The organism is Cellulomonas sp. H30R-01 (assembly GCF_010119915.1).
Lineage (GTDB): Bacteria > Actinomycetota > Actinomycetes > Actinomycetales > Cellulomonadaceae > Cellulomonas > Cellulomonas algicola.
The window spans coordinates 3095541-3111437 of record NZ_CP048210.1; the positions used below are offsets into that span (position 1 = coordinate 3095541).

General features: G+C 72.9%; 15 protein-coding genes. 9 read left to right on the forward strand and 6 right to left on the reverse strand.

From position 1 onward, the window contains the following. Positions 1 to 127: 127 nt before the first annotated feature. The 5 genes from GXP71_RS13870 to GXP71_RS13890 all read left to right on the forward strand — a co-directional run bounded on the left by GXP71_RS13870 (position 128) and on the right by GXP71_RS13890 (position 5630). Entirely contained in the window at positions 128 to 1651 is a 1524-nt protein-coding gene (locus tag GXP71_RS13870; protein WP_162353126.1) for an alpha-N-arabinofuranosidase, read from the forward strand. Between the two features lie 359 nt (positions 1652 to 2010). Continuing rightward, complete coding sequence (locus GXP71_RS13875) at positions 2011 to 3090, forward strand: hypothetical protein (RefSeq protein WP_162353127.1); 1080 nt, start codon at positions 2011 to 2013, stop codon at positions 3088 to 3090. A gap of 84 nt (positions 3091 to 3174) precedes the next feature. Further along, positions 3175 to 4299, forward strand: a complete 1125-nt coding sequence (locus GXP71_RS13880; protein WP_162353128.1) for an FtsX-like permease family protein — start codon at positions 3175 to 3177, stop codon at positions 4297 to 4299. After that, positions 4296 to 4994, forward strand: a complete 699-nt coding sequence (locus GXP71_RS13885; protein ID WP_162353129.1) for an ABC transporter ATP-binding protein — start codon at positions 4296 to 4298, stop codon at positions 4992 to 4994. Before GXP71_RS13880 ends, GXP71_RS13885 begins: the two co-directional genes overlap by 4 nt. A gap of 18 nt (positions 4995 to 5012) precedes the next feature. Next, positions 5013 to 5630 carry a TetR/AcrR family transcriptional regulator gene (locus tag GXP71_RS13890; protein ID WP_162353130.1) on the forward strand — a complete coding sequence of 206 codons (618 nt, stop codon included), beginning with the start codon at positions 5013 to 5015 and terminating at the stop codon, positions 5628 to 5630. A 3-nt stretch (positions 5631 to 5633) separates the two neighbouring features. On the opposite strand, the gene GXP71_RS13895 is transcribed toward GXP71_RS13890, so the two are convergent. After that, a complete protein-coding gene (locus tag GXP71_RS13895; protein WP_162353131.1) occupies positions 5634 to 6584 on the reverse strand; it encodes a helix-turn-helix domain-containing protein in 951 nt (316 codons plus the stop codon). 83 nt (positions 6585 to 6667) lie between these two features. Between GXP71_RS13895 and GXP71_RS13900 the strand changes: the two genes are divergently transcribed. Further along, positions 6668 to 7126 (forward strand): rhodanese-like domain-containing protein, encoded by a 459-nt coding sequence (locus GXP71_RS13900; protein WP_162353132.1) that lies wholly within the window; start codon positions 6668 to 6670, stop codon positions 7124 to 7126. 54 nt (positions 7127 to 7180) lie between these two features. Here GXP71_RS13900 and GXP71_RS13905 read toward each other — a convergent pair whose 3' ends face one another. The 4 genes from GXP71_RS13905 to GXP71_RS13920 all read right to left on the reverse strand — a co-directional run bounded on the left by GXP71_RS13905 (position 7181) and on the right by GXP71_RS13920 (position 11181). Then, positions 7181 to 7831 carry a hypothetical protein gene (locus GXP71_RS13905; protein ID WP_238402420.1) on the reverse strand — a complete coding sequence of 217 codons (651 nt, stop codon included), beginning with the start codon at positions 7829 to 7831 and terminating at the stop codon, positions 7181 to 7183. Positions 7832 to 7896: 65 nt separating this feature from the next. After that, positions 7897 to 8751, reverse strand: coding sequence for a carbohydrate ABC transporter permease (locus GXP71_RS13910; RefSeq protein WP_238402756.1), 855 nt, complete (start codon positions 8749 to 8751; stop codon positions 7897 to 7899). A gap of 53 nt (positions 8752 to 8804) precedes the next feature. Continuing rightward, positions 8805 to 9743 (reverse strand): carbohydrate ABC transporter permease, encoded by a 939-nt coding sequence (locus GXP71_RS13915; protein WP_124343572.1) that lies wholly within the window; start codon positions 9741 to 9743, stop codon positions 8805 to 8807. A gap of 121 nt (positions 9744 to 9864) precedes the next feature. Further along, positions 9865 to 11181, reverse strand: a complete 1317-nt coding sequence (locus tag GXP71_RS13920; RefSeq protein ID WP_162353134.1) for an ABC transporter substrate-binding protein — start codon at positions 11179 to 11181, stop codon at positions 9865 to 9867. A 374-nt stretch (positions 11182 to 11555) separates the two neighbouring features. Between GXP71_RS13920 and GXP71_RS13925 the strand changes: the two genes are divergently transcribed. Both GXP71_RS13925 and GXP71_RS13930 read left to right on the forward strand, forming a co-directional pair. Continuing rightward, positions 11556 to 12767, forward strand: coding sequence for an alpha-hydroxy acid oxidase (locus GXP71_RS13925; protein ID WP_162353135.1), 1212 nt, complete (start codon positions 11556 to 11558; stop codon positions 12765 to 12767). A gap of 245 nt (positions 12768 to 13012) precedes the next feature. Further along, positions 13013 to 14200 (forward strand): MFS transporter, encoded by a 1188-nt coding sequence (locus tag GXP71_RS13930; RefSeq protein WP_238402421.1) that lies wholly within the window; start codon positions 13013 to 13015, stop codon positions 14198 to 14200. On the opposite strand, the gene GXP71_RS13935 is transcribed toward GXP71_RS13930, so the two are convergent. Beyond that, complete coding sequence (locus tag GXP71_RS13935) at positions 14197 to 14730, reverse strand: hypothetical protein (protein ID WP_162353136.1); 534 nt, start codon at positions 14728 to 14730, stop codon at positions 14197 to 14199. The genes GXP71_RS13930 and GXP71_RS13935 overlap by 4 nt on opposite strands. Before the next feature lie 179 nt (positions 14731 to 14909). Here GXP71_RS13935 and GXP71_RS13940 point away from each other — a divergent pair, with 179 nt between their 5' ends. Continuing rightward, positions 14910 to 15833 (forward strand): NADP-dependent oxidoreductase, encoded by a 924-nt coding sequence (locus GXP71_RS13940; protein ID WP_162353137.1) that lies wholly within the window; start codon positions 14910 to 14912, stop codon positions 15831 to 15833. Positions 15834 to 15897 lie beyond the last annotated feature (64 nt).

Genomic DNA, 15897 nt, shown 5'->3' on the forward strand with positions numbered 1-15897 from the left:
GTCGAATCGATCCGTTCCGGTCGCGAGCGGGGACTTCCTCCGCACGCCCGGCGCGGGTTAGGCTCGGTTCTACAACGTTGCACGAAGCGCCCGACGCCGCCGCCGGGCACCACACCAGGAGAGCCCGATGTCCCAGCGCGCCACCGTCCTGCTCCACCCCGACTTCCGCGTCGGGCCGATCGACCGCCGCGTCTTCGGCTCGTTCGTCGAGCACCTCGGCCGCGCGGTCTACACCGGCATCTACGAGCCCGGTCACGCCACCGCCGACGAGCACGGCTTCCGCCGCGACGTCGCCGACCTCACGCACGAGCTCGGCGTCACCATGGCTCGCTACCCCGGCGGCAACTTCGTGTCCAACTACAACTGGGAGGACGGCGTCGGCCCCGTCGAGGAGCGCAAGCCCTTCATCGACCTCGCCTGGCGCACGATCGAGCCCAACACCATCGGCACCGACGAGTTCCTCCAGTGGGCCGAGCGCGAGGGCATCGAGCCGATGATGGCCGTCAACCTCGGCACCCGCGGGGTCGCCGCCGCCGCTGCGCTCGTCGAGTACTGCAACGGCGAGGCCGGCTCACGCTGGGCCGACCTGCGCATCGCGAACGGCCGCGAGAAGCCCTACGGCGTGCGCCTGTGGTGCCTCGGCAACGAGATGGACGGCCCGTGGCAGATCGGCCACAAGACCGCCGACGAGTACGGCAAGCTCGCCGCCGAGGCCGGCAAGGCCATGAAGCTCGTCGACCCGACCATCGAGCTCGTCGCGTGCGGCTCGTCGTCCATGCAGATGGACACGTTCGGCGAGTGGGAGCGGACCGTCCTCGAGCACACGTGGGACGTCGTCGACCACATCTCGATGCACGCGTACTACGAGGAGCTCGACGGCGACCGCGCGTCGTTCCTCGGCTCCGGCACCGCGATGGACCGGTTCATCCGCCGCGTCGTCGCGTCCGCCGACGCCGTCGGCGCCCGCCGCCGCTCCGACAAGCAGATCACCATCTCGTTCGACGAGTGGAACGTCTGGTACCTGCAGTCGCGCTTCGTCGGCGAGAAGAACCTCCCGCTCCAGCGGGACGCCCCGCGCATCATCGAGGACGTCTACTCCGCGCTCGACGCCGTCGTCGTCGGCGACCTGCTCGTCACGCTGCTCAACCACGCCGACCGCGTGCCCGTCGCGTGCCTCGCGCAGCTCGTCAACGTCATCGCACCGATCATGACCGAGCCCGACGGCCCCGCCTGGCGCCAGCCGACGTTCGCGCCCTTCGCGACGACCGCCCGCCTGGCCCGCGGCACCGCGCTCGACCTGCGCGTCACCGCCCCGACCGTCACGACCGCCCAGCACGGCGACGTGCCGGTCGTCACCGCCGCCGCGACGCTCGACGGCACCGAGGGCGCCGTGTTCCTGGTCAACCGGTCCGCCGAGCCCGTCGAGGTCGAGCTCTCGCACCCCGGCGTCACCATCACGCTCGACCGCGGCGTGCAGGTCACCGCGGACCACGAGGCCGCCGTCGAGGGCCCCGACCACGCCGCCCGGGTCATCGCCGAGCACGTCTCCGAGGTCGACGCCCCGGTCACGTCCGCGGAGGCCGGCCGGACGGTCCTCACCCTCGCCCCCGAGTCGTGGCTGGCCCTCCCCACCACCCTCACCCGGCTCTGACCCACTGGGCAGCCGTCGCCGCCCGGACCGTCGGCCCGCTGACCGGCACGCCGGCGGTCCTGCCCGTCCGGACGACGAGACCGACACGAGGCCCCGAGACTGCGACCACCACGTCGCCGTCTCGGGGCCTTGCCTCTCTCCCGCGAGAGCCCCCCGTCGCGACCCATCCCTCACCGAGTTCGTCAGCTCGCGTCGAGTTCGTCAGCCGTACCCGACGAAGTCGGGACCGGGTGACGAACTCGGCGTCGCCCGACGACCGCCGGGGTCGTCGGCGGCGTGCGCGTGGCGGGAGGGAGCGGGAGCATCGGTGCGAAGGCTCGCCGAGGCACGTCGACGGGCAGACGCGGGAGGTGCGTCCGATGGCAGGACCCGTCCGGCGACCCGCGGACCCGCGCGGGAGCGGCGCGCCCGAGCCGGCCGTCCGCGCCGAGCGTGCCGCACGCGAGGACGACGAGCCGCAGCCCCCGGTCGACGAAGAGGACCTCCCGGGCGACATCCCCGTCGTCGCCCGCTGGGGCGCCGGGGCGCTCGCCGCGGTCGCGGGCGTCGTGGGCGCGGTCGCGGTCTTCCGGACGGAGAACGGCGTGGGGGCGGCCGCGCTGCTGCTGGTCGCGGTCTTCCTCACGATGACGGCGGTCGACGGACGGTTCCCGCGCCTGCGGATCGGCGACAACGAGGTCGTCTCGAACCTGCGGCGCGCGGTCCGCCAGACCAAGGGCACCGCCGAGCAGGCGAAGCACCGGGCGGACGACGCCACGTACAACAGCACCGAGGTCATGGAGGGGCTCGCCGCGGCGCGCGACGGGCTCCAGGACGCCGAGGCCCGCATCGCCGCCCTCGAGCGGCGCGTCGGCGCCCGTCCGGAGGCCGACACCCCGTCGACGGGCCCGAGCAGCGGCACGCCGGACGTCGCGTTCGACCTCCCGCTCACCCCGTCGAGCGACGACGACAGGGCCGCCCGCCACCCCCGCCCGGGCGCGGGCGCGGGCCAGGGCGCCGGCGAGCAGGCGCTGCCCGACGACCTGCGGGAGCTTGCCGAGCGCTACAAGACCGTGCGCTGGACCATGCCGCGCGGTGCCGACCGCACCCGGGCGATGGAGGACCTCGCGCGCGAGATCGTCCGCGCCGCGAGCGCCTCGACCGTCGACGTGACACCGCTGCTCGGGTCGGACGACCTGGGGCTGCGGCTCGTCGCGGCCTGCAGCCTGTATGCCCGCCCCGACCCCGCCGCCGCGGCGCGCGTCGCCGAGCAGGCGCTGTCCGACCGCAAGCCGTTCAACGAGTACTGGTCGCTCCAGGCGCTGCGACGCTGCCTGGCAGGCAGGTGCGCGTCGCTCACCCCCGACCTGCGGCGCCGGCTCGACGCGCGCGCGGAGGCGATCGGCCGCGGCACGGACCGCGGCCGGGTGATCGACGGCATCCTGCGCGACTGCCCCTGAACCGGCGTCGACCTGCACGTTTGGATCCTGGACCGACGCGCGCCTATGTTACCGACATGATGTCGGCAAGAAGGAGGACGCAGCGTGTTCCTGGCATGGCGTGAGCTCACCTACGGGCGGGCACGGTTCGCGCTGATGGGGTCCGTCGTGGCCCTCATCGGCGTCCTCATGGTGCTGCTGTCGGGCCTCTCGGTGGGCCTGCTCAACGACGGCGTCTCCGGTCTGAAGAAGCTGCCGGTGTCATCCTTCGCGTTCGAGGAGGGCGTCGACAAGACCGCCGCCTTCTCCCGCTCGGTCGTCGACGTCGACGCGGCCGACGCGTGGGCGCAGCAGCCCGGCGTCGACGCCGCGACCCCGTTCGGCAACACGCTCGTCAACACCCGCAGCGACGCCGGCGTCGACCTCGACCTCGCGCTGTTCGGGGTCGAGCGCGACGCCTGGCTGAACCCGACGCCGGCGACCGGCGACGGGCTCGCCGGCGAGGGCCAGATCGTCCTCACCGGCACGCTGCAGGACGAGGGTGTCGCGGTCGGCGACGTGCTCACGGTCGACCAGCTCGGCACGCAGCTCGAGGTCGTCGGGTTCGTCGACGGCCAGCACACGTTCGGCCACGTCGACGTCGGCTACGTCGACCTGCGCACGTGGCAGGAGGTCCGCGCGGGCGTCCGGCCCGGCGAGCCCGCGGCCGAGCACGTGTACCAGGAGGTCACCGCGATCGCCCTCCAGCACGACGACGGCACGACGCCCGGCGACGGCAGCACGGTCGCCGGCACCGTCCCGACGAGCCTGACCGACTCCTTCGACGCCTCCCCCGGCTACACGGCCGAGATGATGACGCTCCAGATGATCCAGTGGTTCCTCTACGCGATCTCGGCGCTCGTCGTTGGCGCGTTCTTCACGGTCGTGACGATCCAGCGCCGCCACGAGCTCGCGGTGCTCCGCGCGATGGGGGCCAGCACGCGCTACCTGCTGCGGGACAGCCTCACGCAGTCCGCGGTGCTCCTCGTCGGCTCGGCCGGGCTGGGCGTGGGCGTCGGCCTGCTGCTCGGCGCGAGCCTTTCCGCGTCCGCGATGCCCTTCGCGCTCGAGGCCGGCCCCGTCCTCGTCGCGACCGCCCTCCTCGTCCTGCTCGGCATGATCGGCGCCGCTGCCGCGGTCGTCCGCGTCGTCCGCGTCGACCCCCTCACGGCACTGGGAGCCCACCGATGACCAGCACGACACCCACCACGACGCGCCACGGTCTGCACCTCGCGGACGTCACCCTCACGTACGGCGACGGCGAGAGCACCGTCACGGCCCTCGACGCCGTCAGCCTGGACGTCGAGCCCGGGGAGCTGCTCGCCGTCGTGGGCCCGTCGGGCTCCGGCAAGTCGAGCCTGCTCGCCGTCGCCGGCGGCCTGATCCCGCCGACCTCCGGCCGGGTCAGCGTCGGCGGTACCGACCTCACGTCGGTCTCGTCGCGCCGGCTCGCCGAGCTGCGCCGCACACACATCGGGTTCGTGTTCCAGAGCGGGAACCTCGTCCCGGCCCTGACGGCGATCGACCAGCTGCGGCTGCCCCTGCACCTCGGTCGCGTCGACGACCCGCGCGACCCGGTCGCCCTCCTCGAGGAGGTCGGGATGACCCACCGCGCCGACCGGCGCCCCGACAAGCTCTCGGGCGGCGAGCGGCAGCGGATCGGCATCGCCCGCGCCCTGGTGACCCGCCCGCGGCTCCTGCTGGTGGACGAGCCCACGGCCGCCCTCGACCGCCACCGCAGCCAGGAGATCGTCGCGCTGCTGGCGCGCGAGGCGCACGACCACGGCGTGGCGACAGTTATGGTGACGCACGACCACGACGTGCTCCACCACTGCGACCGGGTCCTGCAGATGACGGACGGGACGCTCACGAGCGCGTCCGTCTGATCCGTCCAGGAGGTGCACGTGCCGCGCATCAAGGCGGCGACCGTCGCCGAGCACCGCGAGCAGCAGCGTCGCGCGCTGCTCGACGCTGCCCGGGACCTCCTCGCCGAGACGGGCCAGGCGCCGTCCCTCGCGGAGGTCGGCGCACGCGCGGGGCTCGCACGCTCGAGCGTCTACGAGTACGTCCGCTCGCGCGAGGGTCTGCTCGAGGCCGTCGTCGCGGACATCTTCCCCGCGTGGAGCGAGCGGATCGGCACCGCGATCGCCGACGCGTCGTCGCCGGGCGCGAAGGTGTGGGCGTACGTCGAGAGCAACGTCGACTTCTTCACGGGAGCGGAGCAGCGCGTCGCGCGCGCGCTCGGCGCCGTCGTCGACCCGGCCGTGCTGCACGGCCCCCTGCAGGACTTCCACCGCTCCCTGCAGGGGCCGCTGCGGGACGCGCTCCGCGACCTCGGCGAGCCCGACCCGGACGTCACGGCCGACATGGTCGACGCCGTGGTGCTGAGCGGCACGCAGGAGGCCCGCACCCGCCAGCGCCCGAGCACCGACGAGGAGCGCGCCGCGATCCTGGCGTCCCTGCGGCGGCTGCTCGGCCCGTACCTCGGCCTCCCGACCGACAGGAGTGCAGCGGCGCGCTGACCCTCAGCGCCCGCGGAACGACACCCGGTAGGCCTGCGGGCTCAACCGGCGACGCCGGGCGAAGTGGTGGCGCAGGGTGTCCGCGCTGCCGATCCCCGAGCGCTCGGCGACGAGCCCCACGGGCAGGTCCGTCGTCTCCAGCAGCTCCTCCGCGAGCGCGAGCCGCTGCTCCAGGAGCCAGCGGTGCGGCGTCGCCCCCGTGCTCTCGCGGAACCGCCGCACGAACGTCCGCTCGGACATGAGCGCCTGGCCGGCGAGCCGCCGCACGGGCAGGTCCTCGTGCAGGCGCCGGCGCGCCCACTCGAGCACGTCCGCCAGGTCGTCGGCCCGGACGGCGGCGGACGGCGGCTCGATGAACTGCGCCTGCCCGCCGTGGCGGTGGGTGGCGACGACCATGCGGCGCGCGATCGCGTTGGCCACGGCGGCGCCGTGCTCGATCCGGACGAGGTGCAGGCACGCGTCGATCGCGGCGGCGGTCCCGGCGCTGGTCACCACGCTGCCCGCGTCGACGTAGAGCACGTCGGGGTCGACGTCGACGGACGGGTGGCGCTCCGCGAGCAGCGGCGCGTACTTCCAGTGCGTCGCGGCGCGTCGACCCTCGAGCAGACCGGCGGCCGCGAGCAGGAACGCACCCGAGCAGATCGAGAGCACGCGCGCGCCGCGGTCCACGGCCCGGTGCAGCGCGTCGACCACCTCGGGCGGCGGGGCGACGTCCGCCGACGTCCACGCGGGGACGGCGACGAGGTCCGCGCGCTCGAGCCGGTCGAGGCCGTGGTCGACGTGCACGGCGTACCCGGAGGACGTGGGAACCCGCCCGGGCGTCGCCGACGCCACCGCGAAGTCGTACCCGGGCAGCCCTTCCCCCGTGCGGTCGAGCCCGAACACCTCGGACAGCACCCCGAGCTCGAAGGCGGCGACCTCCGGACCGACGAGCGCGACGACGTCGTGCAGCATGCGGCGATGTTGGCAGACGTTGCCCGAACGGCGGCATCCCTGCCAGTGGCCGGACCACCGACGCGCTCACGACACTCGTCCGCATGACGACCGACCTCGACCTGACCTCGCACGACACCCGCACCGCAGCGGAGCACTTCGCGGCGCGCCTCCGCTGGGCGATCGACGCCTCCGACCTGCATGCCGCCCTGGAGACCGGCGAGCCGGGCTTCGTGCTCGTCGACAGCCGCGGTGACGCCGGCTGGGCGCAGGGCCGCATCCCGGGCGCGATCCACCTGCCGCTCGCCGAGATGCGCGAGCGCGCCGCCGACGTGCTCGACCCCGACGTGCCCGTCGTCACCTACTGCTGGGGACCGGGCTGCGACGGCGCCACGCGTGCGGCGCTCGAGCTGTCGCTGCTCGGCTACCGCGTGCGCGAAATGATCGGCGGCTTCGAGTACTGGGCGCGCGAGGGCCTGCCGGTCGCGACCGACGCAGGCACCGCCCGGCGTGCGACCGACCCGCTCACGGCACCGGTGTCGAGCCCGGTCTGCGACTGCTGACCGCCCGCACCGCGCGGCCGTGTCACGTCGGATCCGGCGAACCCGTCGGGCCCCTCAGGAGCGGACGGCCGCGCGGTGCTCGACCGCGACCGTGGCGAGCGCCAGCAGGCCGGGGACGATGACGACGAGCGGCGGCAGCATCCAGACGATGACGCCGCACAGCCCGAGTGCGAGGACCAGCAGGAACGTGCCCGTCAGGTCGTCGCCCGTGCGTCGGCCCGCGTCGCGCAGGACGAGCCGCCAGACGGACCCTGGGGTCCACCCGGCGGCCGCGCGCAGCAGCGCCACGAGCAGCAGCACGGCGACGACCACCGAGATCACGCGCACCCCGGTGCCGCCGGGGAGCACGCCGGTGCCGGCGAGGCTCACGTTGAACGCCAGCAGCACGAGCAGCGCCACGGACCCGACGGACACGAGCCACACGCCGCGGCACGCGAGACGGAAGTCGTCCCACAGGTCCCGCAGGGTGTCGGGGCGGCCGTCGACGTGCCGGCGCACGTGCGCGATCCCCGCCGCGAGGGCGGGCAGCGCGGTCACGACGGGCAGCGACAGGACGGAGACGGCGAGGCCCACGGTGAGCGACTCGCCGAACAGCCCGACGCGTCCGCCGCCGAGCAGCGCACGGTCGTCGGGGCGCGCGCCGTCGTCGTCGTCAGGCTGCTCGCCGTCGGGGCGCGGCTCCTCGGGGCGGTCGGTGTCCCTCATGGCGACCAGGCTCGCACGTCGGGGCGGCCCCGCCGACGCCGGACCGCCCCGCTGCGCACGCGTCATCAGCCCTTGAGGCCCTGCGTGGCGACGCCCTCGACGAGGTACCGCTGGAACACGAGGAAGAACAGCAGCACGGGCACGAGCGCGAGGACGGCCATGGCCATCTGGGCGCCGTAGTCGGACGTCGTCGTCTGGTCGACGTAGAGCCGCAGGGCGAGCGGCATGGTCGCCAGGTCGGGGTCCTTGAGGTAGAGCAGCGGGCCGAAGAAGTCGTTCCACGACCAGATGAACGCGAAGATCGAGCTCGTCACGAGGGCGGGCTTCATGAGCGGCAGCATGATCGAGGTGAAGATCCGCACGTGCCCGGCACCGTCGATGCGCGCGGCCTCGTCGAGCTCGCGCGGCAGGTTCCGCATGAACTGCACCATGAGGAACACGAAGAAGGCCTCGGCGGCGAGGAACTTCCCGACGAGCAGCGGGACGTAGGTGTCCACGAGGTTCAGCCGGGAGAACACGATGTACTGCGGGATGATCACGACGTGGAACGGCAGCAGGAGCGTGCCGATCATGAGCGCGAAGAACGCGTTCCGGCCGGGGAAGTCGATCCGCGCGAACGCGTAGGCGGACACCGAGCAGGACAGCGTGATCCCGATGACCGAGCCGACCGCGAGGATCAGCGAGTTGGTGAAGAACGTCCAGAACGAGACGCCGCCGATGCCGTCGAGCGCCTTGGCGAAGTTCGCGAACGTCGCGGCGTCGGGGATGAGGCTGACGTTGCCGACGATGTCGCTGCTGGGCTTGAACGACGAGGACAGCATCCACACGGCCGGGTACAGGATGACCGCGACGATCGCGAGGACGAGGGCGTGGAAGCCGATGCCCTTGACGCGTTCGCGCGTGCGGTGCTGACGGCGCAGCTGGTCGCTGTGCTCGGTGGTGACGGGACCGCTGGGGGTCGCGGCGATGGTGGTCACTTGCCCTCCCCGGAGTAGTGCACCCAGAACTTCGAGCTGCGGAAGAAGAGCACGGTGATGAGGCCGATGACGACGACGAGGACCCAGGCCATCGCCGCGGCGTAGCCCATCCGGAAGTCCTGGAAACCGCGCTGGTAGAGGTAGAGCGTGTAGAAGAGCGTCGACCGCGCCGGCCCTCCGGTGCCGTTCGAGATGATGAACGCCGACGCGAAGATCTGGAACGCGTGGATCGTCTCGAGCAGCAGGTTGAAGAAGATGACCGGCGACAGCATGGGCAGCGTGATGTTGCGGAACTTGCGCACGGGCCCGGCGCCGTCGACCGACGCGGCCTCGTAGAGCTCGTTCGGGATCTGCTTGAGGCCCGCGAGGAAGATGACCATCGGCGCGCCGAACTGCCAGACGGTCAGCAGGATCAGCATCGGCATCGTGCGGTTCGGGTCGCCGACCCAGCCGCCGGCGGGGGCGCCGAAGAACTGGCCGATCTGGTCGACGATGCCGTTGTCGATGAACATCGCCTTCCACACGATGGCGATCGACACGGACGCCCCGACCAGCGACGGCATGTAGAACGACGACCGGTAGAAGCCCTTGCCGCGGCGCCGGTTGTTTAGCAGCATCGCGACGGCGAGCGCGGCGATGAGCTTGATCGGCGTCCCGAAGAGCACGTACGTCCCGGTGACCTGCCACGCCTTGAGGTAGCTCGGGTCCTTGAACAGGAGCCGGAAGTTCTCGAGGCCGGTGAACTCGGGCGGCGCGAACAGGTTGTAGTTCGTGAACGCCAGGTACAGCGACGCGAGCATCGGGCCGGCCGTCAGGAGGAAGAAGCCCAGCAGCCACGGCGCGAGGAACGCGTACCCGGCACGGGTCTCGGCGGCCTGGCGGCGCTTGCGCGCGGTCCCCGGCGGCGGCGCGGGGGTGGCGGGAGGCGTGGTCACCTCGGCGGTGAGGGTCACGGGTCGTTCCGTTCGTCGGTGAGCGGGTTCCGCTGGCGGCCTCGTGCGGGCCACCGGTGGGCACCCCGCCCGCGAGGATGGTGCGGGCGGGGTGCCGGTCGGCTCAGGAGGTCGCGATCTCCGCCTCGCTGAACCACTGCGACGCGAAGTCCTCCGGCGTGATGGTGCCGTAGGCGAGCTCCTCGCCGAGGGTCTTCCACTTGGCCTCGATGGTGCCGAAGCCCTTGACCGGGATCGGGGTCGACTCGGTGACCTGCTCGGTCACGGCCTCCTCGTAGGCGATGACGCGGGCGTCGACGCTGCCCTCCTCGGTCTCGACCGCGGCGCGCTGCTCCTCGTCGGCGGGGACGCCCTTCGAGGTGCCGAAGATCCGGCCGACCTCGGGGTCGGTGAGGAGGAAGTTGATGAGCGTGGCCGCGGCCTCGGGGTGCTCGGTGTTCGCGCCGGCCGACAGCAGCATCGACGGCTTGAAGAAGAGGTGCTTCTCACCGGGCTCGACCGACGGGATCTGCGCGAGCGCGATGTCCTGCGTGCCGGAGTCGGCGACGTAGGCGGCGAGGAAGTTGTCCCAGCTCATCTCGGTCGCCGACTCGTTGACCGTGAAGCCGCCCTTGGGGAGCAGCGAGGTGCCGCGGTCGATCGGGTAGACGGCCTTGTCGGCGCGGAGGTCGGCCGTGAGGTCGAGGAACTCGACGACGTCGTCCTCGTCGAAGCCGAACGTGCCGTCGTCCTCGAACGGGGTGACGCCCTTCTGCAGCAGCCACTGGATGAAGAACCAGAACGTGCCCGTGTAGTCGACGGCGCCGTAGAGCTGGTAGCCGTCCGCGGTCTTCACGCCGGCCGACGAGGCCTGCGCGATGAAGTCGTTGTAGTCCTCCCACGTGTAGTCCGCGTCGTCCGGGAACTCCGCGCCGGTCGCGCTGATGACGGCGGGGTTCTGGAACATCGCGAACGTGTTCGTGGACGTGGGGATGCCGATCGTCTTGCCGTCGAGCACGCCGGACTCCGTGAGGGTCTCGTCGTATCCGGACAGGTCGATCGAGCCGTCGTCGACGTACTTCGCGAGGTCGAGGAGCTGGCCGTTCTGGTTGAACTCGCGCAGGTAGGACAGGTCGAACTGCATGACGTCGGGCAGCTTGCGGCCCGCGGCCTCGGTGGAGCGCTGCGTCCAGTAGTCGGGGAACGCGGCGAAGCTGGTCTGCACCGTGATGTACGGGTACTGCTCCTTGAACAGGTCGAGCGCCTCCTGGTAGCGCGCGGCCCGGTCGTCGTTGCCCCACCACGTGAAGTTGATCGTGACGGGGGCGGTCGGGTCGGTGCTGGGGGCGGCGTCGTCGTCACCCGAGCCGGAGGCGCAGGCGGTGAGGGAAAGTGCGGCGACCGCCGCGACGGCGGTGATCTTCCAGAGGGATCGCTTCATCGTCGGTGAGCCTCCTTGCTCGGTCAGTGAAAGCGCATTCCGGACGGTAGGTGAGCCCTCGCAGCCGTGTCAACGGTTCGCCGTGAAACGTTACAAAGCCGTTGTGCCGCACGCCACACCGGGTGGCCGACCACCACGCTACGGGAGCGTCGGGCGAGTTGCGCAACTCGCCTGGTGACCGGGCGGGACGTGGCGTGTATCGTTTCAAAGGGTCGCCGGTGAGCGCTTACCGGCGATCCGGAGACAGCACGACCGAGGCGCCGTAGCCTCGGGAGCACCGCACCCGCACCTCCGTCAGCCCGAACCTCCGTGCAGCCCCACCTCCGTGCAGCCCCACCTCCGTGCAGCCCGACGACGCGCCCAGGAGTCCCCCGGTGACCGAACGCCAGATCCCGTCGTGGTCCGAGCTCAAGCCGCTGCTGCGGCCCAAGCCGATCACGTTCAACGCGACCGACCGGCGCCTGGCCGACGCCCTTACCATCGCCGACCTCCGCTCGGTCGCGCGCCGGCGCACGCCGCGGTCGGTGTTCGACTACACGGACGGCGCCGCCGAGGCCGAGATCAGCCTGCGCCGCGCGCGGTCACTGTTCCGCAACCTCGAGTTCCAGCCGTCGATCCTGCACGACGTGTCGGGCGTCGACACGACCACCGACTTCCTCGGCAAGCCCTCCGCGCAGCCGTTCGCGTTCGCCCCCACCGGCTTCACGCGGATGATGCACCACGAGGGCGAGCGCGCCGTGGTCCGCGTCGCCGAGCGCCGCGACATCCCCTACGCGCTGTCCACGATGGGCACGACGTCGATCGAGGACGTCGCCGCCGCCGCACCCGACGCGCGCAAGTGGTTCCAGCTCTACGTCTGGAAGGACCGCTCCGCCGGCGAGGACCTCATGGCCCGCGCCAAGGCCGCCGGATTCGAGGCCCTCATGCTGACGGTCGACGTGCCCGTCGCCGGTGCCCGGCTGCGCGACGCCCGCAACGGGTTCTCCATCCCGCCCGCGCTCACCGTCAAGACGGTCCTCGACGCCGCGACGCACCCTGCCTGGTGGGTCAACCTGCTCACGACGGAGCCCTTGACGTTCGCGTCCCTGTCCACGTGGGACGGCACCGTCGCCGAGCTCCTCGACAAGCTCTTCGACCCCACCATGACGATCGCCGACCTCGAGTGGCTCCGCGCCTCGTGGGACGGGCCGCTCATCATCAAGGGCATCCAGACCGTCGACGACGCGCGCCGGGTCACCGACGCCGGGGCCGACGCGATCGTCCTGTCCAACCACGGCGGCCGCCAGCTCGACCGCGCACCCGTCCCGCTGCGCCTGCTGCCCGACGTCGCCGAGGCCGTCGGCGACCGCACCGAGGTCTGGGTCGACACCGGCGTCATGTCCGGCGCCGACGTCGTCGCGTCCCTCGCCCTCGGTGCGCGCGCCGCGCTCGTCGGCCGCGCCTACCTCTACGGGCTCATGGCCGGCGGCGAGCGGGGCGTCGACCGGGCCGCCGAGATCCTCTCCCGTGAGGTGCGACGGACCATGGCGCTCCTCGGCGTCGCGTCCGTCGGCGAGCTCGGCCCGCAGCACGTGCGCCTGCCCTGACACGCACGGCGCGACCTGGCGCGGCACGGCTCGCACGCCGCGGGTCACGCCGCCTCTCGCACCGCCCGACGCGCGCCGAGACACGAGCGCCGACGTCCCCCGACCGAGGAAGGACCGTCCCCACGGGTTCCGTCGACCATCCCGGCGGGCCGACGAACGACCGCGAGCGCTCGTCGGGCCGCAGCGTCCTGTCCCTCGTCAACTTCCGTCTCCTGCTCGGCGCCCAGCTGCTGGGCGGCACCGGCATGTGGATGGTCCGCATGTCGACCGACTGGCTGGTGCTCGAGCTCACCGGGTCGTCCGCGGCCGTCGGCGTGCTCGTCGCGCTGCAGTTCCTGCCGATGCTCGTCGTCGGGCCGTTCGGCGGGCTGCTCGCCGACCGGTACGACAAGCGCCGCCTCGTCGAGGTCGCGCAGGTCGCCAACGCGTTGCTGGCCGCGGTCCTCGCCGTCCTCACGCTGACCGGCGTCGTCGCCGTCTGGCACCTCTACGTCGTCGCGGTGCTGCTCGGGGTCGTCGCGTCCGTCGACCAGCCGTCGCGTCAGGTGCTCGTCAGCGAGATCGTCGGCGACCAGGGGCTCCAGAAGGCCGTCAGCACCATGAACGCGATCGGGCAGGCCGGCGGGCTGCTCGGACCGGCCGCCGCCGGGTTCGTCATCGCGCACTGGGGCGAGGGCTGGGCGTTCACCGTCAACGGCGTCGTCGCGCTGTGCGTCGTCGCGGTCGTCGCGTCGATGCGTGCCCGCGAGCTGCACCCCGCACCCCGTGTCCCCCGCGCCCGCGGCCAGGTGCGCGAGGGCATCCGGTACGTGCTCGACCGGCCGCGGCTCGCCTGGGTCATCGCGCTCGCCGGCCTCATGGGCGCGCTCGGCATGAACGGGCCCGTCGTCCTCACCGCGTTCGCGCAGGACGTCTGGCACACCGGTGCCGCCGGGTTCGGGCTCTACAACGCGGTCAGCGCCGCCGGGGCGTTCGTCGGCGTCGTCCTCGGCGGCCGGTACCTGCGGCTGCGGACCCGCAACGTCGTCGTCGCGTCCGGGCTGTTCGCCGTCACCGAGGCGCTCGCCGCGCTGTCCCCGACGCACGCCGTCTTCCTCGTCATGCTCGCCGTCGTCGGGGGCGCGACGCTGCTGTTCCTCATGGCGGCGAACACCCTCGTCCAGCTCACCGCCGACCAGCCCGTCCGCGGGCGCGTCCTCGCGCTCTACTCGCCGCTGCTGCTCGGCGGGCACGCCCTCGGCGGGCTGCTGCAGGGCTGGCTCACCGAGTGGCTCGGCGTGCGCGCGGGCCTCGTGGTCACCGGCGCGCTCGCCCTCGTCGCGACCGCGTTCGTCGCCACGGCGCTCGCCCAGGTCGGCCGCCTCCGCCCCGCCCTGCGCCGCCACCCCTGGCCGTTCGCGATCGTCCCCCGCGACGCCCCGGAACCGTCTTAGGCGACGGTCGCGATCCTGCAGTCCCAGCCCGTGAGGCGGGCGTCGAGCATCCCCGTGAGCATCCGGTCGCTCACGAGGAGCGAGGCGGCCTCGAGCTGCGGCGCGATCACGTCGCGGCCCGCCGTCCTCGCCCGCGACACGACAGCGCGACCCGGCAACGGGATCCCGCTCGGTCCGCGCACGGTCCGGCGCTCGTCGTAGGGGTCGAACGGCTCGGGGAAGTGCATGACCCAGTACGCCAGGGTGTCGCCCTCGTACGTCGTGAGCGTCGCGGGCAGCCACTGCACACAGTCCTCGGTGCCGAGCAGCGGCTCCACGGCCGCACGCGCGCGATCGGACACCAGGCGCGCCAGCTCGATCGTCGACACCCAGTCAGGAGCTCCGGTCTCGGGCATCGTCCACGCCAGCGTCGGCACGTCCTCCCTCCAGCCCGGCGTGAAGCGCAGCTCGCGGAGGAAGGCGCGCGACGTCTCCTCCGACGGGCGCGCGAGAGCCCGCATGTCCACGGAGATCCAGCTGTAGCCGGTCACGTCGTCCTCACTCCCACCGCCGTGCGTCGCGCCCGGGGCGACCACCGGGAGATCGGCGCCCTCCGGCCGCGCCTTGAGGGCGTCGCACCGGTCAGCCGGGTGCGGTGGGTCGGAGTGTGACGTCGGCGATGCCGACCGGGGCGTGGAATAGGTGCGACGGGGGTGGTGCTGGGACTCGTATGCGTGCGATCACCTACTCCCGCTACGGCGGCAGCGACGTCCTCGAGCTCACCGACCAGCCGACCCCCAAGGTCGGCGCCGACACGGTCCTGGTCCGTGTGCGGGCCGCATCGGTGAACCCGGTGGACTGGAAGGTCCGCGAGGGCTACCTCGACCAGATCATGGACGTGCACTTCCCCGTCGTCCCGGGCTGGGACGTGGCGGGCGTCGTCGAGCGCGTCGGCCTCGACACCACCGAGTACCAGGTCGGCGACGAGGTGTTCGGCTACGTCCGCAAGGACTGGGTGCACGGCGGGACGTTCGCCGAGTACGTGTCCGCGCCGGTCCGGACCCTCGCGCCCAAGCCGTCGAGCCTCTCGTTCGAGGAGGCCGCCGCGGTCCCGCTGGCCGGGCTCACGGCGTACCAGTCGATCAGGCGCAGCGGCGTGACGGCCGGCCAGACGGTGCTCGTGCACGCCGCCGCGGGCGGCGTCGGCGGGTTCGCGGTGCAGATCGCGAAGGCGCTCGGCGCGACGGTCGTCGGGACGGCGTCGGAGTCGAACCACGAGTTCCTGCGTGGCCTCGGCGCCGAGCCGGTGACCTACGGCGACGGGCTCGTCGAGCGGGTCCGCGCGATCGCACCCGACGGTGTCGACGTGGTCCTCGACTACGGCAGCCCGGACGCGGTCGAGACCGCCCCGGCGCTGCTGCGGGACGGCGGCACGATCGCCTCGATCGTCGACGACAAGGCCCGCGACGAGCTCGGCGGCCACTACGTCTGGGTCCGCCCGGACTCCGCGGACCTCGCGGCGCTGGGCGCGCTGATCGACGAGGGCAAGGTGCGGGTCGAGGTCGCGCAGGTGTTCGACCTGGCCGACGCCGCTGCGGCGCACGAGGCGAGCGCGTCCGGCCACGTCCGCGGCAAGGTCGTCGTCCGCGTCTGACCCGCCGGTCGGCCGGCCGTCGCGATCGGCGACGTCGGCGCCCGGCCACATCGCCCGCTCTGAG